This window comes from Amycolatopsis mediterranei, assembly GCF_026017845.1.
Lineage (GTDB): Bacteria > Actinomycetota > Actinomycetes > Mycobacteriales > Pseudonocardiaceae > Amycolatopsis > Amycolatopsis mediterranei.
The window spans coordinates 2,407,489-2,425,759 of the sequence record NZ_CP100416.1; the positions used below are offsets into that span (position 1 = coordinate 2,407,489).

The following is an 18,271-nucleotide window of genomic DNA, read 5'->3' on the forward strand; positions in this document are numbered from 1 at the left end:
AGGACACCGCCGAACTCAACATGTGAAAGGCCCCGGTCGAGAACCCGAAAATGGTTCTCCCGGGGCCTTTCCGCATGCCCAAAACCCGACCCGACCCTCCAGGCACGTCGGCCGCGGCCCCGGCCGGCACCGTGATGCCTCTCCAATCACGCGAGATGCCTCTCCGGTCACGCATGAAGCCTCCCGGATCACGGGTGATGCCTCCCGCCGCTCGCCGCCGCTGTGAACAGGCGCGGAACTCACGTGATCACAACCGCAACTCGCGTGATTGAAGACGGAACTTGCGTGATCAGCGGGGCATCTCGCGTGATTGAAGGGGCATCACCTGTGATTGGAGAGGCATCAGGCGTGCCTGGAGGGTCGGGTGGGCATGAAGAAGGGGGTCAGGAGCGGAGCTCCTGACCCCCTTCGAAACGAGCTGGGGTTACTTGATGGCGGAGCCGGCTTGCCAGTCGGCCCAGGACTTGGACCAGTCGCCGTACAGGTCCCAGACCGGGAGCTGCGGGCCGCCCGAATTGGTGACCTCCACGACGTCGCCCAGGCCCATGTTCTGGAAGAACCACTGGGCGTTCGCGTCGTTCAGGTTGATGCACCCGTGCGACACGTTGGAACTGCCCTGCTGGCCCACGCTGTTCGGGTTCTCGTGGACGAACTCACCGTCGTTGGAAATGCGCTCGGAGAACTTCTCGTTCGAGCGGTACGCCTTCGGATCCGGCGGGCAGACGCCGTACGTGCAGGAATCCATCGTGTAGTTCGCCTGCTTGTCCGAAATCACGTGCGCGCCCAGGTGTGTCGGCGTGGCGTCCTTGCCCATCGAAATCGGCATCGACTTCACCATCTCGCCGTTGTGGAAGATCTGCATCTGCTCGCTGTTCCCGTCCGCCTTCGCGATCCAGGAATCGTGCACCTTGTACGTCTCCGTACGATCCTCCGCGCCGAACACCCCGCCGCCGAAATCGACGCCGTAGATCTTCGCCGTCACCTTCAGCGTCGTGCCGGCCTTCCAGTACTCCTTCGGCCGGTAGTGGACGTTCGAGTCGTCGATCCAGTACCAGCTGCCGTCCTGCTTCGGGGTCGACTCCACCGTCAACGCCTTCTCGACCGCCGCCTTGTCCTTGACGGCGACCTTGCCGAAGCTGAACACGATCGGCTGGCCGACGCCGACCCCCGTGCTCGCCACCGCGGCCGGCGCCGGGATCAGGTTGGCGTTCGCCTGCTTCTTCGGCGACAGCGTCGTGATCTGGTTGTCCTGCTCGACCGGCTTCCCGTTGGCGCCCTGGGCGTGCGCGACGATCTTGTACGTCGTGCCGTAGCCGAGGGGCTCGCTGGACGTCCAGCTCGACCCGTCGGCCGCCAGCTTCCCGGCGACCGTCTTCCCCTTGGCCGTGTTCGTCACCGCCACGTCGAGGAGCTTCCCGTTGGCCGCTTTGACGACGATCGGCGTCGCCGGGTTCACCGCCGTGCCGCCCGCCGGCTCGAACGTCACCGCGACCGGGGTTTCGGACGGCGAGGCGGACCCCGCCGCCGGCGTCCCACCGGCGGGCGAACCGCCGTCGTCACCGGACGAGCAGGCGGAAAGCAGCAGTGCTCCGGCAAGGATTCCGGCCACCGAAAGTAAAATCTTCTTGGGGAGCATATTATCTCTTTTTGGGAATCGGGATCGGCGGGCATTCGTCATCAAAACTACGCGATAGCGATGACGTTCTTGCCGGCGGATCGGTGCATCGGCGTGACGTGGATCACGTGATGACGAGTCCGGGTGCGCCGTACAGCCCCGGCCCGGTCACCGACAGTGCGCCGAGGTATTCGCGCGCCGCCCAGTACGCCTCTTCCGCCAGTGTTTCCGTGTGCCCGAAATCCAAGGGGTTCACACGTACCGGCGCGGGGCCGGGCAGGTAGAGCACCGGCACCTGCGCGGCCGCCACCGGTGCCTCCAGCACGGCCTGGTTCCGCATGCTGATCATCGCGGTGAACATCATCACCTCGGCGAACGTCCGCGGCGCGCCCGGCAGCTTCCCGGGGAACGCGCAGTCGAGGACCACCAGGGACTTCGCCCCCATGCCGAGGGCTTGGCGCATCGGCACGTTCGCGACGAGCCCGCCGTCGTACAGCAGCTGCCCGTCGTGCTCCACCGGCGGGAAGATGCCGGGGATCGCGCAGCTCGCCAGCAGCGGCTCGAGCAGGCGCCCGGAGCGGATCAGCAACGGCTCGGCCGTGTCGACCTGCGTGGTGACGACGCCCAGCGGAAGCGCCAGGTCCTCGAAGCGCGTCTCGGAGCCGAGGTGGTCGGCGATGATCCCGGCCAGCCCGGTGTTGGGGAACAGGTGCGTCTTGCTCTGCGTCAGCGTCCGGACGCGGCTGAGCACGCCGCCGGGGAACGCCTCGGCTCGCGTCATGTGCGCCCAGATGTCGTGCAGCCGGGCGAGCGCGTCTTCGCCGGAGTGGGCCAGCACCGCCGCGTTGAGCGAACCGACGGACGTGCCGGTCACGACGTCCGCCGTGAGCCCGGCTTCGGTCAGGGCGCGCAGCATGCCGACCTGCATGGCGCCGAGGCTGCCGCCCCCGCCGAGGACGAAGCCGATCGGCCGGGGAAGATCCGCGAGACTCATGCCGCCGAATGTAGTACTCAGGGCACGCGTTCGGGCTCCCGCTCGGGTGTGGCCGGTGTCTTGCGCTTCTTCAGCCGCACCAGGAAGAACACCGCGACCGCGACGAGCACGCCGACCACGATGAGACCGCCGGTGTTCAAGGCGCCTTCGATGCGCTTGGCGGCTTCGCCCAGCGCCGCGCCGATGCTGATGTGGACCAGCGACCAGCAGAACGCACCCGCCGCCGCGGCCGGCAGGAACTTGCGGAACGCCAGCCCGGACGTCCCGGCCGCGGCCGGGGTCAACGTCCGGATCACCGGCAGGAACCGGGCGAAGAACACCGCCCAGACACCCCGGCGTTCGAGGACGGCGGTGGCCTTGTCCCAGGCCTCCAGGCCGTACTTGCGGATCAGCTTCGTCTCGCGCAGGCGCGGCCCGAAGCGGCGGCCGATGCCGTAGCCGAGTGCGTCGCCCGCCGTTGCGCAGAGGGGGACGACCAGCCACAGGACCAGGAATCGCGGGACGGTGTTCGCCGTCGTCGCGGCGACGAGCAGCCCGGATTCGCCGGGGGCCAGGAAGCCCAGCCCGATCGTGCACTCGGCGAACACCAGGCCGCCGGTCGCGGCGACGAGCCCCGGTTCCGGCAGTCCTTGCAACCAGCTGAGGAGGTCCGAAACCAGGGCCATGCCGCCACTTTACCGATCCTTTAAGGATGGTGGGGTGGCGTGCGTCACCTGGCCAGGAGTGACGCGGCTTCCTGAGCTGCGGGACCTTCGGCCGCCAGGTGCTGCAGGTTCTCGGGCAGGACCTCGCCCCGGTGGGCCTTGGTCTGCGCGTAGAGCCGTCCCGCGCGGTACGACGAACGCACCAGCGGCCCGGCCATCACCCCGGCGAAGCCCATCGCTTCGGCAGCCTTCGAGTGCTCGACGAACTCCTCCGGCTTCACCCACCGGTCCACCGGGTGGTGCCGGGCAGAAGGACGCAGGTACTGCGTGATCGTCAAGATCTCACACCCCGCATCCACCAGATCCCGCATCGCCGGAGCCACCTCATCGGGCGTCTCCCCCATCCCCAGGATCAGGTTGGACTTCGTCACCAAACCGGCCTCACGCGCCGCCGTGATGACCTCCAACGACCGCGCATAACGGAAACCAGGACGGATCCGCTTGAAGATCCGCGGCACCGTCTCCACGTTGTGCGCCAACACCTCCGGCCGCGACCCGAACACCTCAGCCAACTGGGCAGGCTCAGCGTTGAAGTCCGGAATCAACAGCTCCACACCCGTACCCGGGTTCAGAGCGTGAATCTGGCGCACGGTCTCCGCATACAGCCACGCACCACCATCAGGCAGATCGTCCCGCGCGACACCGGTGACCGTCGAGTACCGCAAGCCCATCGCCTGCACCGACTCCGCGACCTTCCGCGGCTCAGTCCGATCCAGCTCAGCGGGCTTCCCGGTGTCGATCTGACAGAAATCACAACGACGGGTGCACTGGTCGCCGCCAATGAGGAACGTGGCCTCCCGGTCTTCCCAGCATTCATAGATGTTGGGACAACCGGCCTCTTCACACACCGTGTGCAGACCCTCGCGACGCACGAGACCCTTGAGCTCGGTGAACTCCGGCCCCATCCGCACCCGCGTCTTGATCCACGACGGCTTCTTCTCGATCGGCGTCTCACTGTTGCGAACCTCGAGACGCAACAGCTTCCGGCCTTCAGGCGCAGCACTCACGATCTCAACCGTACGCCCGTCCGGGCTACGCGGGATCCGGGGTGACGCCGGTCAGCTTCGCGGTGACGTCCCACAACGCAGCTCCCAGCGACTCGCTCCGCGCGGCCGGCAGCGGGCGCACCTTGACCGGGTGGCCGCGGACGCCGCCGAGGCTGCCCGGGGCGATGTAGTCGCCGCCCTCGACGCCGTCCGCCGTGGCCGCGTACAGCTGCGGCAGCGCGCCCTGGCGGACGTTCTGCGCGAAGAGCGCTTCGCCGATCCGGTGGCCGCCGGCGATGATCGAGCGGACGACCGGATTGGTGTACGAGCGCGCCATCCCGCTGCCGAGGCCGGTGGCGGTGTAGCCGGGGTGGGCGGCGACGCTGAGGACGTCGTCGCCTGCCGCGCGCAGCCGCCGGTCGAGTTCCAGGGCGAACACCTGGTTGGCGAGCTTCGACTGCCCGTACGCGGTGGCCGGGTTGTAGCGGCGGTGCTCGGCGTTGGGGTCTTCGAGGTCGATCCGGGCGCCGACGGCGGCCAGGCTCGACAGCGCGACGACGCGGGCGTGCCGTCCGCCGCGCAAGGCGGGCAGCAGCAGCCAGGTGAGCGCCGCGTGCCCGAGGTGGTTGGTGCCGAACTGCAGCTCGAAGCCGTCGGCGGTGCGGCCGCGGGCGGTCGCCATCACGCCGGCGTTGTTGATCAGCACGTCCAGCGCGTCACCGGTGCGTTCCCGCACCGACGCGGCGGCCGCGCGCACCGAGGCGAGCTCGCTCAGGTCCAACGGGATGAGCTCGGGTTCGGTGCCCGCGGCGGCCGCTTTCACGGTCTCGAGTGCTTTCGCGCCGCGCTCGGCGGAGCGGCAGGCGAGGAGCACGCGGGCCCCCTTGCCCGCGAGCACCTCGGCGGTGCGCAGCCCCAGACCGGAGTTCGCCCCGGTGACCAGGACGGTCCGGCCGCTCTGGTCGGCGATGTCGGCTTCGCTCCAGCGCTGAGTCATGCGCTTACTTAACCGCGTTTACGCACTCGGCGCGAGCAGTCGCCGCAGGTGTCCGATCATCGGACGGCGGCGCACGGATTCCTCACGGCCCGCCCGCAGCAGCGCCTCGAGCGCGCGGCCCACCTTGACGATTTCGCCGGCCGGTTCGCGCGGGTCGGCCAGTCCGGCCGTGACGGCGAGCATCCGCAGCTCGCCTTCGTGCATCCGGCGCAGCGACGCGTGCCGCTCGCAGGCGCCGTCGAGGACCGTGCGCAGGTCGGCGTGCTCGTCGACGGCGGCGCGCCAGGCGCGGGTGACGGCGTCGACGTGGTCGCCGAGGCCGTCGGCGTCGTCCGGGTCGATGACCTCGGTGCGCAGGCGCCCGCTCAGCGTCCGCGTCCACTGGTACTGCAAGGCGGTGAGGAGGTTCTCCTCGGTGCCGAAGTGGTCCTCGGCACCGGGAACCTCGTCCAGCGGCAGCGGCGCGCCGGGGTTCCGGGCGGCCACGCGTACGGCGGCTTCGAGGATTTCCTGACGTCGGTAGAAGTCTGTCCAGCTCATTGTGGGGTTCCCCTTCCGTGGCCCGGGTCATACCGCGGGTCTGCGGCATACTCCCGGTACGGACCTGACGCGCCGAACATACCATGAGTATGGAGAGCTGTTCCCGGCGTAAAGTTGTGAAGGTGGCGACAATGAGGTCCAGACGACTCGACTACTCCGAGTCGACGCGGTCCGCGCTGGTCGACAGCGCGGTCGAACTGTTCACCAAACGGGGTTACGCGGGAACCTCGCTCGACGAGATCGCCAAACGCGCCCGGGTGACCAAGGGCGCGCTGTACCACCACTTCAGCGGCAAGCAGGCGTTGTTCGAAGCCGCGTTCGACCAGGTCGAGAGCCTCGTCTACGACCGGCTCGACAAGATCATGACCGGCGAGGGCACGCCGTGGGAACGGGCGCTCGGCGGGCTCAACGCGTTCATCCGCGCCTGCCTCGACCCCGCCTACCAGCGGATCGCCATCCACGAGGCGCCGGTCGTGATGGGCTGGGAACGCTGGCGCGAGGCCGAGGAGCGGTGCAGCTTCGGGCTGGTCCGCTCGGGCCTGCAGTCGCTGATCGACGCGGGCGAGGTCGAGCCGGTGCCGGTCGAGGTCACCGCGCGGCTGCTGTTCGGCGCGCTGTCGAGCGCGGCGACCGAAATCGCCAGTTCGCCCGACCCGAAGAAGGTCGGCGCCGAGATCGAAGACGTGATCGTCCGCATGCTGGTCCGGCTGAGGCGCACGGAGCCCGACGTCTCTATAGGCTGACGTCGTGGACTTGAGGATCTTCACCGAGCCCCAGCAAGGGGCCAGCTACGACGACCTGCTGCGCGTCGCCAAGGCGACCGAAGCCGCCGGGTACGACGCCTTCTTCCGCAGCGACCACTACCTGAAGATGGGCTCGGCCGACGGCCTGCCCGGCCCGACCGACGCGTGGATCACCCTCGCCGGCCTGGCCAGGGAGACCAGCCGGATCCGGCTCGGCACGCTCGTCACCGCGGCGACGTTCCGGCACCCGGGCCCGCTGGCCATCTCCGTGGCGCAGGTCGACCAGATGTCCGGGGGCCGCGTCGAATTCGGCTTCGGCGCCGGCTGGTACGACGCTGAGCACGCGGCATACGGCCTGACGCTGCCGCCGCTGAAGGAGCGCTTCGACCGCTACGCCGAGCAGCTCGAGATCATCACCGGGCTGTGGAAGACGCCGGCGGGCTCGACGTACTCGTTCGCGGGTGAGCACTACACGCTGTCGGCCTCGCCGGCGCTGCCGAAGCCGGCGCAGTCCCCGGCTCCGCCGGTGATCATCGGCGGTGGCGGCAAGAAGCGCACCCCGGCACTGGCGGCCCGGTTCGCCGACGAGTTCAACCTGCCGTTCACCGACGCGGAGACGGCGGCGGCCCAGTTCGCCCGCGTCGAGGCCGCGGCGGCGGAGATCGGCCGCGACCCGAAGGAGATCCTGCGGTCGGTCGCGCTGGTGATCGCGGTCGGCCGGTCCGACGCGGAGGTCGCCCAGCGGGCTTCGGTGATCGGGCGGGACGTCGACGAACTGCGGGCCAACGGCCTGGCCGGGTCGCCCGCGGAGGTCGTCGACCGGATCGGGCAGTGGCGGGAGAAGACCGGGGTCACGCGGGTTTATCTGCAGCTGCTGGATCTGTCGGACCTGGACCAGATCGACCTGGTTGCCGCCGAGGTGGCGCCGCAGCTGGACTGACTGAGCAGCCCCCGATTTCCACGCTAGCGGAACGGTCCGACAGTTCCGGAGCCTGAAACCGTGAAGGCCACCTGTTGTCCACAGGTGGCCTTCACGGTTTTCAGTTCTGGAGGGCGAAAGTGACGCCGGGGGCCTGCGGGGCTTCGGCGCGGGGGAGCCAGCGGTCCTCGCTGACCGGGAGCTCGCCTTCGAGGGCAGCCAACACCGCGTCGCGGGCCAGGGGGAGGACGGCTTCCACCGTCACGTCCCGCTGGAGCTCGTACGACAGCGACGTCACGCCCGCGTCGCGGATGCCGCACGGGACGATCGAATCGAACGCCGCCAGGTCCGCGTTGCAGTTCAGCTCGAAGCCGTGCATCGTCACGCCGCGCTGGACGCGGATGCCGATCGCCGCGATCTTGCGCTCGATGCCGCGGTCGTCGGCCGGGATCCACACGCCGCTGCGGCCCTCCACGCGGCCGCTCGCCACGCCGAGCTGGTCGCACACGTGGATCAGCGCCTCCTCCAGGCGCCGCACGTAGTGCACGACGTCGATCGGGTCGGCGAGCTTCACGATCGGGTAGCCGACCAGCTGGCCCGGGCCGTGCCAGGTGATCTTGCCGCCGCGGTCGACGTCGATCACCGGGGTGCCGTCCACCGGCCGGTCGGCCGGCTCGGTGCGCTTGCCCGCCGTGTACACCGACGGGTGCTGCAGCAGGAACATCGTGTCCGGTGCGGTGCCGTCGGCGCGCTCGGTGAGCCGGCTGCGCTGGAGCTCCCAGGCTTCGGTGTAGTCGATCGTGCCGAGTTCCCGGACGTCGACGGGCTCGGTGCTGGCGCGGCAGGAAGTGCGGGAAGAACTCACCCGTCGAGGCTACGCCCGTCACCCGGGGGAAGCAGCCGCAAGGCGCACGCTGAGAGCAGCCCGACACCGGTCACCGCCAGCACTGCGCCGATCGTGTCCGTCACCCAGTGCACGCCGAGCACGACGCGGCAGGCGGCCGACAGCACCACCGCCACCGCGACGGCTGCCGCCACGCGCTTGACCAGCCGCGGCCACACCCACGCGCACAGCAGGAGCAGGACGAACCCGGTGCTCGCCACCGACACCACGTGCCCGCTCGGATAACTCAGCTCCGGGTAGTCGCGCGGGCGTTCCCGCAGGAAGATCGGCTTGAACACCAAGCTGGTCAGCCGGCACAACAGCAGCACGACGGCCAGCCGGACGCACAGGCCGAAGTGCTCGCGCCGCCGCAGCGCCAGGGCCAGCAGCGCGGCGCCGAGGACGTAGGGGAGCACCGGGCCGAGGACGTCGCTGCCCGCCTGCGCGACCCGCCCGAGCGGCTGCGCGTACACGCCGTGAAGCGCCTTCGAGACCGCGACGTCGAGGGCCAGCGGCTGCCGCGCCACGCTCAGCCCGAGCAGGACGAACGCGGCCGAGAACACCAGGCCCACGACCAGCCAGCGCTGCAGCCGGACACTCATGCCGCGGCGAGCGCGCTGTCCAGGTTCCGGTGCCGGAACTCGTACCCCGACCGCTCCAGCACGGCCGGGACGGCCCGCTGCCCGAACAGCGCCATCTCCTCACCGGCCTGGCCGAGCACCGCCTTGAGCGCCACCCCGGGCACCCACCACGGCGCGGGCCGGTGCAGCGCGCGGCCGACGGCCCGGGTGAACTCGGCGTTGGTCACCGGTTCCGGGCCGGTCAGGTTCACCGGCCCGGAGACGTCGTCGTGCGTGAGGACGTGCACGATCGCGCCGGCCTCGTCCTCGAGGGAGATCCACGGCATGTACTGGCGGCCGTTGCCGAGCCGGCCGCCCAGGCACAGGGCGAAGAGCGGGCGCAGCGTGCCGTACAACCCGCCCTTCGCGGACAGGACGAGCCCCGTCCGGATCCGCACGACCCGCGCGTCCCCGGCGGCCGCCGTCGCCGCTTCCCACGTTTCGCACAGCTCGGCCAGGAAACCCCGGCCGCGCGGCGCGGACTCGTCCACAATGGACTCATGGGTGTGGCCGTAGTACCCGACGGCGGAGGCGTTGACGAGCACGCCGATCCCGTGTTCGGCCACGGCTTCGGCGAGCACCTCGGTGGGCTCCACCCGGCTGTCGATGAGCTGCTGCTTGCGCATCGCGCTCCACCGCCCGGGGAACAGCCGCTGCCCGCCCAGGTTCACGACGGCGTCGACACCCTCGAAGGCGCCGCTCGCGACGGTGCCCGACGGCGGGTCCCACCGGAATTCGCCGCCTTCGCGGGCTTCGCGCCGCACCAGGCGGCGGACTTCGTGGCCCTCGCGCCGCAGGCGTTCGCCCAGCGCCGACCCGATCAAGCCGCTCGCTCCGGCGATGAGTACTCGCATGGTTCGATCGTGGCCCATCAGGGGCGCAGCCGCACGCCCAGGTCCCGCGCGAACGCGGGGAGGCCGGCCAGGATCGCCAGTCCCATGGACATGGCGAACCGCCGGCGGCCCCCGCCGCCGGTCGAAGACACCGCGAACCAGGTCAACGCCGCACCCTCCCCGGAAACGCCGAAGGCCACCGCCGGGTCGCCCCGGTGGTGACCTTCAGCGGCTCGAGTGGCTCAGAGGCCGAGTTCGCTCTCGAAGTTGCCCTCTTCCAGGCGCTGCTTGATCGTCGTCAGGAAGCGGCCCGCGTCGGCCCCGTCCACCAGGCGGTGGTCGTAGGTCAGCGGGAGGTACGCCATCGACCGGACGGCGATCGTGTCGTTGCCGTCGGCGTCCGCGATCACCACCGGGCGCTTGACGACCGCGCCGGTGCCGAGAATGCCCGACTGCGGCTGCACGATGATCGGCGTGTCGAACAACGCGCCGACGCTGCCGATGTTCGTGATCGAGAAGGTGCCGCCCGACAGCTCGTCCGGCTTGATCTGGCCCGCCCGCGCGCGGCCCGCCAGGTCGGCGATCCGGTGCGCGAGACCGGCCAGGCTCAGCTCGCCCGCGTCGTGGATCACGACCGAGAGCAGCCCGCGCTCGGTGTCCACCGCGATGCCCAGGTGCACGGCGCCGTGGTAGGTGATCTCCTTCGTGTCCTCGTTGTAGGACGCGTTGACGTTCGGGTGCTGCTTGAGCGCCTCGACCGTGGCCTTCGCGAAGAACGGCAGGAACGTCAGGTTGACGCCCTCGCGCTCCTTGAAGCCCGCCTTCGCCCGCTGCCGCAGCTTGGCGATCTTCGTGACGTCGACCTCCTGGACCTGCGTGAGCTGCGCGGCGATCTGCAGCGACTCGCGGGTCTTGGTGGCCGTGATCTGGCGGATCCGGCTGGCCTTCTGCACGGTGCCGCGCAGCGCGGCCAGTTCCGGCGACACCGCGGCCGCCGGACGCGCGGCGGGCGCCGCCGGGGCAGCGGCGGCAGCCGGAGCGGCCGCGGCCGGCGCCGGAGCGGCGGCGGCCTTCTGCTTCTCCTCGGCCGCGGCCAGGACGTCCTGCTTGCGGATCCGGCCGCCGACGCCGCTGCCGGTCAGCGACGCGAGGTCGATGCCGTGCTCCGACGCGAGCTTGCGGACCAGCGGCGTGACGTACGGGCCGTCCGCCGAACCGTCCTTCGCCGCGGCGGCCGGGGCCGCTTCGGCCGCCTTGGCCGCGGGGGCGGCCTGCGGCTCGGGCTTCGGTTCCGGCTTGGGCTCGGGCTTGGCCTCCTGAACCGGCTCGGGCTTCGGCTCCGGCTGGGGTTCCGGCTTCGGCTCGGGCTTGGGCTCCGGCTTCGACTCCGCCTTCGGCGCCGCACCGGCGTCGCCGATCACGGCCAGGACGCCGCCGACCTCGACGGTCTCGTCCTCGCCCGCGCGGATCTCCAGCACCGTGCCGGCGACCGGCGACGGCACCTCGGTGTCGACCTTGTCGGTGGAGATCTCGAGCAGCGGCTCGTCGACCTCGACCGAGTCGCCGACCGCCTTCAGCCAGCGCGTGACGGTGCCCTCGGTGACGCTCTCGCCCAGCTCGGGCAGTTTCACCTCGGTGCCTTCGCCACCGGCGGCCGGCGCGGTGTCCGGCTTGCTCGGCGCGCTGTCCTCGGCCTGCGGCTCGGGCTCGGACGACTGCTCCGGCTCCGGCTCGGACTCCTGCTGCTCTTCCTGGGCCGGGGCGGCGGAAGAAGAAGAGGACTCCGGCACGCCGCCGGTGCCGTCGTCGATGACGGCGAGCTCGCCGCCGACCTCGACGGTCTCGTCCTCCTGGGCGCTGATCTTCACGACCGTGCCCGCCACCGGGGAGGGCACCTCGGTGTCGACCTTGTCGGTCGAGATCTCGAGCAACGGCTCGTCGACCTCGACGGTGTCGCCCTCCTGCTTAAGCCACCGGGTGACGGTGCCTTCGGTGACGCTCTCCCCGAGCTCCGGCAATGTGACGGAGTAGGCCATCGTTCGCTGACTCCTCTTCCAAGTTCTGCGTGGTCTGGATTCTGCTGGTGGGACGTCAGCTGTGCACGTGCAGCGGCTTCCCCGCGAGGGCGAGGAACGCTTCACCGAGGGCCTCGGTCTGGGTGGGGTGCGCGTGGATGAGCGGTGCGACGTCTTCGGGGAAAGCCTCCCAGCTGTAGATCAACTGCGCTTCACCGATCAGCTCGCCGACGCGGTCGCCGACCATGTGCACGCCGACGACCGGGCCGTCCGGGGCCTTGACCAGCTTGACCCCGCCGGAGGTCTTGAGGATCTGGCTCTTGCCGTTGCCGCCGAGGTCGTAGGTGAACGTCGTGACGTCGGAGCCGTACTTGTCCTTCGCCTGCGACTCGGTCAGCCCGACCGACGCGACCTCCGGGTGCGAGTAGGTGACCCGCGGGATGCCGCTCTCGTCGATCACGCGCGGGTTCTGCCCGGCGATCTCCTCGGCGACGAAGATGCCCTGCTGGAAGCCGCGGTGCGCGAGCTGCAGGCCGGGGACGATGTCGCCGACGGCGTAGACTCCTGGCAGGTTCGTGCGCAGCCGCTCGTCGGTGAGGACGAAACCGCGCTCGATCTTGACGCCGGCCTCCTCGTAGCCGTGGCCGGCCGAGTTCGGCCCGCGGCCGACGGCGACCAGCAGCAGGTCGGCCTCGATGGTCTCGCCGGACTCCAGCGAAACGCTCACGCCGTTGTCGTCCTGCTTCGCGCCGGTGAACTTCACCCCGGTCTTGAAGGCGATCTTGCGGCGGCGGAAGGCGCGCTCGAGCTGCTTGGACGCGAACTCGTCCTCGTTCGGGACCAGCCGCGGCAGGGCCTCGACGATGGTGACGTCGACGCCGAAGGAGGCCCACACGCTGGCGAACTCGACGCCGATGACGCCGCCGCCGAGGACCACGACCTTCTTGGGCACGTAGTCGAGGGACAGGGCCTGCTCGCTGGCGATGATGCGCCCGCCGAGCTCCAGGCCGGGCAGCGTGCGCGAGTACGAGCCGGTGGCGAGGATGACGTTCTTGCCGGTGTAGCGGGTGCCGTCCACCTCGACGGTCGTGCCGCCGACGAACGTGCCGCTGCCCTCGACGAGGTTCACCTTGTGCGCCTTGGCCAGGCCCTGCAGGCCCTTGTACAGGCGGGCGACGATCCCGTCCTTGTACTTGTTGACCCCGGCGATGTCGATGCCCTCGAAGACGGCCTTGACGCCGACCGCTTCGGCTTCCCGGGTCTCGTCGGCGACCTCGGCGGCGTGGAGCAGGGCCTTGGTCGGGATGCAGCCCCGGTGGAGGCACGTCCCGCCCAGCTTGTCCTTCTCGATCAGCGTGACGGAAAGGCCCAGCTCGGCCGCGCGGAACGCCGCGGCGTAGCCGCCCGATCCGCCTCCCAGGATCACGAGGTCGGCGGAGGTGTCGGTCACTTCATTAACTCCTCGGCAAGCAGTGGGGTGATGCTCTGTCGTCGCCCCTGCCCGGTATAACCGCGCGCGCGACACCCGCCATCTTGTCACTACGCCGGACGGGGCTGCGAGCTAGCCGGGTGTGCGACGCCGACCACACGCGGAGTCCGGGATACTGAATGGTGTACGTCTCGGGAGGAGAGGTGGTCGAGGTGGGGCTCTTCGACTCGCTGCGCAGGCGGGCCAAGGGTGGACAGCGGGCCGGTACGCTGCGGAAAGCCAGTTCCGAGGACACCCGCCACCTGGAGGAGTGGATGGCCACGCGGCGGGGTGTCGAGGCGTTCGTGGAGCCGAAGACCAACATCACGGACACCACTGTGGTGTTGATCGCCCACGACGGCGAATGGACCCGTCGGCGCATCGGCAGCCTGGAGGCCGCGCAGCAGTTCGGCCACCGCCGCTCGATCCCGGTGTACGAGGTCGCGCGCGTGGGCTATCCGAAGCGGATGCGCGAGTACACCGAGCGGAAGAAGCGCGGCCAGGTTTAGAGGTCGATCCGGCCGACGACCTCGCCGTGGTGGGTCTGTCCGGTGGGGCGGAAGCCCAGCTTGAGGTAGAAGTCCTCCGGACCGCCCTCGGCGGGGAGCCACAGCACGGTGGCCGTCCGCTGGCCCCGCCGCCGGGCCTCGGCCAGGACGGTTTCGACGGCGAACCGGCCGTAGCCGCGGCCCTGGACCCCGGCGCCGACGTTGAGCCGCCAGATCCCGCAGCGGAAGAAGTCGAACTCGGCGTCCGGGTCGAACGCGCCCATGACGAAGGCGACCGGTTCCCCGTCCCGCAGGATCAGCCGGGGCCAGGCCACTTCCGGCTGGGTGTAGGCCTCGGCGAGCGAGACGGCGACCGGCGCGACGAAGTCCTTCTGGTGCGGTTCGACGGCCAGCTGGCACGCGGCGGCGACGTTCTCGCGGGTGATCTGCTCCGCGGTGAGAGTGGTCACCCGGTCCAACCTACGTGGCTTGGGCGAGCAGCGCGGCGTGCCGGCCCAGCGCGGCGCGGAACGACGGGTGGACCGTCGTGCCCAGCACCGGGTCCACCTCGACGACGTGCCCCGCCGAAAGGAGCAGCACCGCCGGGTCCGACAGGACCACGACGCCGTGCTCGGCACGCAGGTCCGCCGTGCCGAGCAGCCGCGGGAACACGACGTCCGCGGGCAGGCCGTCGCAGGTGCGCAGGAATTCGCGGTGGTCGGCGGGCAGCTCGACGCCCAGCCGCAGCTCGGCCGAGCGGATCGCCGCCTCCGACGCCGGAGGCGGGGTCGATGCGCCGCCACGCAGGCGCGTGATCTCCGCGACCAGCTCCGGCCAGGTGCCGAGGTCCGGCGGGTACCGCTCGTGCAGGGCCGCGACCAGCGCCCCCGCGCACTCCGGCGCCCAGTCTCGAAGGCCGAGCGGGTCCGCACCCGCCACCAGCGCGGGAGCCAGCGCACGGGTGGCCGCCAGCGTCGCGACGTCCGGGTGCGGCCCGGCGAGGGAAACCCAAAGGCCCAGGTCACCGTCCGCGAGGGCGGTGCGCTCCCGGTCCGGGCGCGCCGGCGCCACCTGCTTGACCACCTCGGCGACCGGGCCCGGCGGCAGGACACCTTCCAAATCGGAGACCGGACGACGCAACGAAGCAGCGTGTCTGCGTTCCTCAAGATCCAAGTCGAGCGGCGGGAGGCCCTCGGCCCAATCCGGCCGCGCTCCCCGGGCTTCGAAGAGCATCGCCCACGCGCGAGCGCGCACGGGGTCGGTGGCCAGCGCGGTCACCGGTCGTTCGGTCCGGGCCAGCCACTGCGTGACCAGCCGGTCGGCTTCGTCGAGGGCGCCGGAGACCGCGAGCAGCAAGGCCGCGTAACCCACCTGGTCGTCGACGCGCGCCTCGGGCGCCGTCAGAACGTCGCGGACCGCCGCTTCGAGGTAGTCCTGCACTCCACCGACCCTAGCCCAGGGCTTGTTTGGCGCCCGGGTGCAGCGGCACCGGGTCGGTCTGGGTCGCCAGCTGCCGCGAGATCTCCTTCGCCGCCGGATGCACCTTCGCCAGCTCCGCCTGCTTGTCGAAGATCAGCTTCGTGATCGCGCACGCGTTGCCCGCCGGGAAGTCCTCGCGCACCAGCAGCAGGTTGGGCACCACCACCGTCGGCACGTCCGCGGGCTGCGCGTAGGCCGCCTTCGGGATCACGGCCTGGTCGTAGACCGGGTTGACCTTCTTCAGCGCGGGCAGCAGCGGCGTGATGTCGAGGAACTTCACCTTGTCCTTCATGGCCGTGGTGATGTCGGTGATCTGCGCGGTCGGCAGCCCGCCGGACCAGACCAGCCCGTCGAGGGTGCCCGCCTTCATGCCGTCCGCGGTCTTGGCCAGGTCCAGCCGCTGCGCCTGGACGTCGGTGTCGGGCTTGAGCCCGGCCGCCTGCAGGAGGCGGTTCGCGATCACCTCGGTGCCGGACTTCGGCGAGCCGGTCGAGATCCGCTTGCCCTTCATGTCCGCGACGCTGCTGATCCCGGCGTCCGTGCGCACCAGCACCTGCGTCGAATTCGGGTAGATCCGGGACAGCGCCTGGATCTTCTGCGGCTTGCCGTCGAAGGAGCCCTTGCCGTTGACCGCGTCGGCCGCGGTGTCGGCCAGCGAGAACGCGACGTCGTAGTTGCCGGCGACCAGCTGCTGGATGTTCTGCACCGACGCCCCGGTCTCCGCGGCCGTTGCGCGCAGCTTCGTGTTGGTGCTGATCAGCTGGGCCAGCCCGCCGCCCAGCACGTAGTACACGCCGCCGCTGTTGCCGGTGGCGATGGTGATGCGGCCTTCGCCGGCTTCGCAGGACTGCGTGCCGCCCGGGGCGGCCTGGTCGGTCTGCTGTTTCCCGCCGCAGCCGGTGACGGCCAGAGCGAGCACCGCGGCGGCGGCGACTGCGCGTTTCATGCTGTCCTCCTCTTGATCACGGCGTGCGTTCCCACGGCGGCGGCGCCGCACGCGGCGCCGATCGCAATCGGCACCGGCTCCAGGTAGAGCAGGCAGAGAGCGGCGGGCACGAACAGCAGCCGGACCGGCAGGCTGACCGGCCCGAAGAGCCAGCCCCCGGTGACCACCGCCAGCGCGGCGACGGCGAGCGCGGACACCGCCGTCACCCAGAGCACGGTGAGCACGTCGGACTCCAGCAGCAGCGCGGCGCCGTTGTCGGTCAGCACGAAGGCGATCGGCACCAGGAACGCCGGGAGCGTGTACTTCCAGCACTGCCACATGGTGCCGAGCACCGAGCCGCCGGTGATCGCGGCCGAAGCCACCGCCGCGAGCGCGGTCGGCGGCGTGACCTCCGACAAGACGGCGTAGTAGAAGATGAACATCGCGCGCTCGGCGTCGGCGACGCCGAGCGTCTCCAGCGCGGGACCGATCACGACCCAGGCGATGATGAAGCTGGCGGTGACCGGCACGGCGAGTCCCAGCACGCCGACGGCGATCGCCGAGAGCAGCACGGTCAGGATGAGGATCAGCGTGCCGTTGTCGGTGAGCGCGCCGGCCAGTTCCACCAGCGCGTCGGCGAGTTCGAGACCCAGCCCGGTCTTGGTGATGGTCGAGGTGATCACCCCGGCCGCCGCGCACACCGCGATCACCGGCAGCGCACCCCGGACACCGGCCGACAGCGCGTCCACCATGTCCTTGGCCCAGCCGCGCACGTCGTGGCGCCGGGCGAGCAACGCGAACAGCGCGGCCACCCCGGTGGCGTAGACCACCGCGGCGAACGGCGGGATGTCCAGTGCGAGGAACACGACGATGATCGCCAGCGACAGGAAGTGATAACCCCCGCGCCGCAACAGCTTCCACGGATCTTCGTGCGGGACGTCGACGGCTTCGGCCTTGAAGCGCCGCGCGTCGGCCTCCATCGCGAACACGATGCCGAGGTAGTAGAGCAGCGTCGGGACGGTCGCCCAGACCAGCACCTTCAGGTACGACGTCTGCAGGTACTCGGCGATGATGAACGCCGCGGCACCCAGCGTCGGCGGCGAGAGGATGGCCCCGATGCCGGACGCGGCGAGCAGCCCGCCCGCGTTTTCCTTGGGGTAGCGGGCTTTCTGCAGGATCGGCCAGGTGATCGAGCCGAGGCTGACCGCCGTCGCGGTGCCCGAACCCGACACCGTGCCGAGCAGGAAGCCCGACAGCACGGTGGTCCGGCCCGGCGCCGTCCGCGACCGGCGGAACGCGGCGAAGGAGATGTCCACGAAGAACTTCCCGGCGCCGGAAGCGTTGAGCACCGCGCCGTAGAGGGTGAACAGCACGATGTAGCTCGCCGCGACGTCCAGGGGCGTGCCGTAGAACCCGCTCGCGTCGTTGAAGAGGGCGTTGACGATCTGGCTGAAGTCGACGCCGGCGTGGGCGATGCCCCAGCTCTGCGGGAGAAAGCCGCCGTAGTAGGCGTAGGCGAGGAACAGCAGGCAGACGATCGGCAGCACCAGCCCGGTGGTGCGGCGGGTGGCTTCGAGGATCAGCACCAGCAGCAGCGCGCCGGCCACGATGTCCAGCGGGGACAGGATGCCCTGGCGGTCGAGGAAACCGTCGTAGCCGACGAGCACGGGGTAGAGGCCGGCGGCGAGGGCGACCACGGCCAGCACCCAGTCGGTCCGGCCCGGGTCGTCACGGCCGCGCAGCCGCGGGCGGTAGCAGAGGAAGACCAGCGGCAGCGTCACGCCGAGGAAGAGCACCAGGTAGAACTGGTTGCCCTTGGCGAACGGGAAGAACACCTGCTTGAGCACCAGGACCGCGACGGCGAGGGCGACGAAGTAGACGACGCGGTCCGGAACCCCGGAGAGCTTGCGCGCCGGGCGTTCCTCGTCGTGCTCGGCGGCGATTTCGGCGGGGGAATCGCGGTCCACCGGCTCGGTCGTCACCCGCCAACGGTACGGTGTCACGGATCACACCGAAAGGGATCTTCCGGCGGAAAACGCCGGAGGGACCCCCGCCGTGGCGG

At 70.6% G+C, this 18,271-nt stretch carries 19 protein-coding genes; 3 read left to right on the forward strand and 16 right to left on the reverse strand.

Translation table 11 applies throughout. The features are described from left to right. Positions 1 to 424 precede the first annotated feature (424 nt). The 6 genes from ISP_RS11495 to ISP_RS11520 all read right to left on the reverse strand — a co-directional run bounded on the left by ISP_RS11495 (position 425) and on the right by ISP_RS11520 (position 5,836). Positions 425 to 1,636, reverse strand: a complete 1,212-nt coding sequence (locus ISP_RS11495; protein WP_176742134.1) for a L,D-transpeptidase — start codon at positions 1,634 to 1,636, stop codon at positions 425 to 427. 103 nt (positions 1,637 to 1,739) lie between these two features. Further along, on the reverse strand, positions 1,740 to 2,609 hold the full coding sequence (locus ISP_RS11500) for a patatin-like phospholipase family protein (RefSeq protein WP_013224041.1): 870 nt from the start codon (positions 2,607 to 2,609) through the stop codon (positions 1,740 to 1,742). A gap of 17 nt (positions 2,610 to 2,626) precedes the next feature. Next, on the reverse strand, positions 2,627 to 3,274 hold the full coding sequence (locus tag ISP_RS11505) for a DedA family protein (protein WP_013224042.1): 648 nt from the start codon (positions 3,272 to 3,274) through the stop codon (positions 2,627 to 2,629). A gap of 44 nt (positions 3,275 to 3,318) precedes the next feature. Further along, entirely contained in the window at positions 3,319 to 4,320 is a 1,002-nt protein-coding gene (gene lipA / locus ISP_RS11510) for a lipoyl synthase (protein WP_014466774.1), read from the reverse strand. A 25-nt stretch (positions 4,321 to 4,345) separates the two neighbouring features. Further along, on the reverse strand, positions 4,346 to 5,296 hold the full coding sequence (locus ISP_RS11515; RefSeq protein ID WP_013224044.1) for an oxidoreductase: 951 nt from the start codon (positions 5,294 to 5,296) through the stop codon (positions 4,346 to 4,348). A gap of 18 nt (positions 5,297 to 5,314) precedes the next feature. Further along, positions 5,315 to 5,836, reverse strand: coding sequence for a hypothetical protein (locus ISP_RS11520; RefSeq protein ID WP_013224045.1), 522 nt, complete (start codon positions 5,834 to 5,836; stop codon positions 5,315 to 5,317). Between the two features lie 131 nt (positions 5,837 to 5,967). On the opposite strand from ISP_RS11520, the gene ISP_RS11525 reads away from it, so the two are divergent. Continuing rightward, entirely contained in the window at positions 5,968 to 6,579 is a 612-nt protein-coding gene (locus ISP_RS11525) for a TetR/AcrR family transcriptional regulator (protein ID WP_003095816.1), read from the forward strand. A 4-nt stretch (positions 6,580 to 6,583) separates the two neighbouring features. Then, positions 6,584 to 7,519: an LLM class F420-dependent oxidoreductase gene (locus ISP_RS11530; RefSeq protein WP_013224046.1), complete on the forward strand. Its 936-nt coding sequence runs from the start codon at positions 6,584 to 6,586 to the stop codon at positions 7,517 to 7,519. A gap of 100 nt (positions 7,520 to 7,619) precedes the next feature. On the opposite strand, the gene lipB is transcribed toward ISP_RS11530, so the two are convergent. From lipB to lpdA, 6 genes are all read right to left on the reverse strand, one after another. Beyond that, positions 7,620 to 8,363 carry a lipoyl(octanoyl) transferase LipB gene (gene lipB / locus ISP_RS11535; RefSeq protein ID WP_013224047.1) on the reverse strand — a complete coding sequence of 248 codons (744 nt, stop codon included), beginning with the start codon at positions 8,361 to 8,363 and terminating at the stop codon, positions 7,620 to 7,622. Beyond that, positions 8,360 to 8,983, reverse strand: a complete 624-nt coding sequence (locus tag ISP_RS11540) for a phosphatase PAP2 family protein (protein ID WP_013224048.1) — start codon at positions 8,981 to 8,983, stop codon at positions 8,360 to 8,362. Before ISP_RS11540 ends, lipB begins: the two co-directional genes overlap by 4 nt. Continuing rightward, positions 8,980 to 9,855 carry a TIGR01777 family oxidoreductase gene (locus tag ISP_RS11545; RefSeq protein ID WP_034284297.1) on the reverse strand — a complete coding sequence of 292 codons (876 nt, stop codon included), beginning with the start codon at positions 9,853 to 9,855 and terminating at the stop codon, positions 8,980 to 8,982. Before ISP_RS11545 ends, ISP_RS11540 begins: the two co-directional genes overlap by 4 nt. Positions 9,856 to 9,872: 17 nt before the next feature. Continuing rightward, entirely contained in the window at positions 9,873 to 10,001 is a 129-nt protein-coding gene (locus ISP_RS11550) for a hypothetical protein (protein WP_265049901.1), read from the reverse strand. A 75-nt stretch (positions 10,002 to 10,076) separates the two neighbouring features. Then, a complete protein-coding gene (gene sucB / locus ISP_RS11555) occupies positions 10,077 to 11,870 on the reverse strand; it encodes a 2-oxoglutarate dehydrogenase, E2 component, dihydrolipoamide succinyltransferase (protein WP_013224050.1) in 1,794 nt (597 codons plus the stop codon). A gap of 55 nt (positions 11,871 to 11,925) precedes the next feature. Then, entirely contained in the window at positions 11,926 to 13,299 is a 1,374-nt protein-coding gene (gene lpdA / locus ISP_RS11560) for a dihydrolipoyl dehydrogenase (protein WP_013224051.1), read from the reverse strand. A gap of 182 nt (positions 13,300 to 13,481) precedes the next feature. Here lpdA and ISP_RS11565 point away from each other — a divergent pair, with 182 nt between their 5' ends. Then, on the forward strand, positions 13,482 to 13,826 hold the full coding sequence (locus ISP_RS11565; RefSeq protein ID WP_014466777.1) for a hypothetical protein: 345 nt from the start codon (positions 13,482 to 13,484) through the stop codon (positions 13,824 to 13,826). On the opposite strand, the gene ISP_RS11570 is transcribed toward ISP_RS11565, so the two are convergent. Genes ISP_RS11570 through ISP_RS11585 form a run of 4 tightly spaced genes read right to left on the reverse strand, consistent with a single transcriptional unit; the run spans position 13,823 to position 18,212 of the window. Further along, entirely contained in the window at positions 13,823 to 14,275 is a 453-nt protein-coding gene (locus tag ISP_RS11570; RefSeq protein ID WP_013224053.1) for a GNAT family N-acetyltransferase, read from the reverse strand. The genes ISP_RS11565 and ISP_RS11570 overlap by 4 nt on opposite strands. A 10-nt stretch (positions 14,276 to 14,285) precedes the next feature. Beyond that, complete coding sequence (locus ISP_RS11575; protein ID WP_013224054.1) at positions 14,286 to 15,245, reverse strand: SMI1/KNR4 family protein; 960 nt, start codon at positions 15,243 to 15,245, stop codon at positions 14,286 to 14,288. A 10-nt stretch (positions 15,246 to 15,255) separates the two neighbouring features. Next, positions 15,256 to 16,230, reverse strand: coding sequence for a TAXI family TRAP transporter solute-binding subunit (locus ISP_RS11580; protein ID WP_013224055.1), 975 nt, complete (start codon positions 16,228 to 16,230; stop codon positions 15,256 to 15,258). After that, entirely contained in the window at positions 16,227 to 18,212 is a 1,986-nt protein-coding gene (locus tag ISP_RS11585) for a TRAP transporter permease (RefSeq protein WP_013224056.1), read from the reverse strand. Before ISP_RS11585 ends, ISP_RS11580 begins: the two co-directional genes overlap by 4 nt. Between the last annotated feature and the right edge of the window lie 59 nt (positions 18,213 to 18,271).

Coding starts and splice junctions, on each gene's coding strand:
- ISP_RS11495 (WP_176742134.1), bottom strand. CDS start 1,636: ATGCTCCCCAAGAAGATTTTACTTTCGGTGGCCGGAATCCTTGCCGGA.
- ISP_RS11500 (WP_013224041.1), bottom strand. CDS start 2,609: ATGAGTCTCGCGGATCTTCCCCGGCCGATCGGCTTCGTCCTCGGCGGG.
- ISP_RS11505 (WP_013224042.1), bottom strand. CDS start 3,274: ATGGCCCTGGTTTCGGACCTCCTCAGCTGGTTGCAAGGACTGCCGGAA.
- ISP_RS11515 (WP_013224044.1), bottom strand. CDS start 5,296: ATGACTCAGCGCTGGAGCGAAGCCGACATCGCCGACCAGAGCGGCCGG.
- ISP_RS11520 (WP_013224045.1), bottom strand. CDS start 5,836: ATGAGCTGGACAGACTTCTACCGACGTCAGGAAATCCTCGAAGCCGCC.
- ISP_RS11525 (WP_003095816.1), top strand. CDS start 5,968: ATGAGGTCCAGACGACTCGACTACTCCGAGTCGACGCGGTCCGCGCTG.
- ISP_RS11540 (WP_013224048.1), bottom strand. CDS start 8,983: ATGAGTGTCCGGCTGCAGCGCTGGCTGGTCGTGGGCCTGGTGTTCTCG.
- ISP_RS11545 (WP_034284297.1), bottom strand. CDS start 9,855: ATGCGAGTACTCATCGCCGGAGCGAGCGGCTTGATCGGGTCGGCGCTG.
- sucB (WP_013224050.1), bottom strand. CDS start 11,870: ATGGCCTACTCCGTCACATTGCCGGAGCTCGGGGAGAGCGTCACCGAA.
- ISP_RS11580 (WP_013224055.1), bottom strand. CDS start 16,230: ATGAAACGCGCAGTCGCCGCCGCCGCGGTGCTCGCTCTGGCCGTCACC.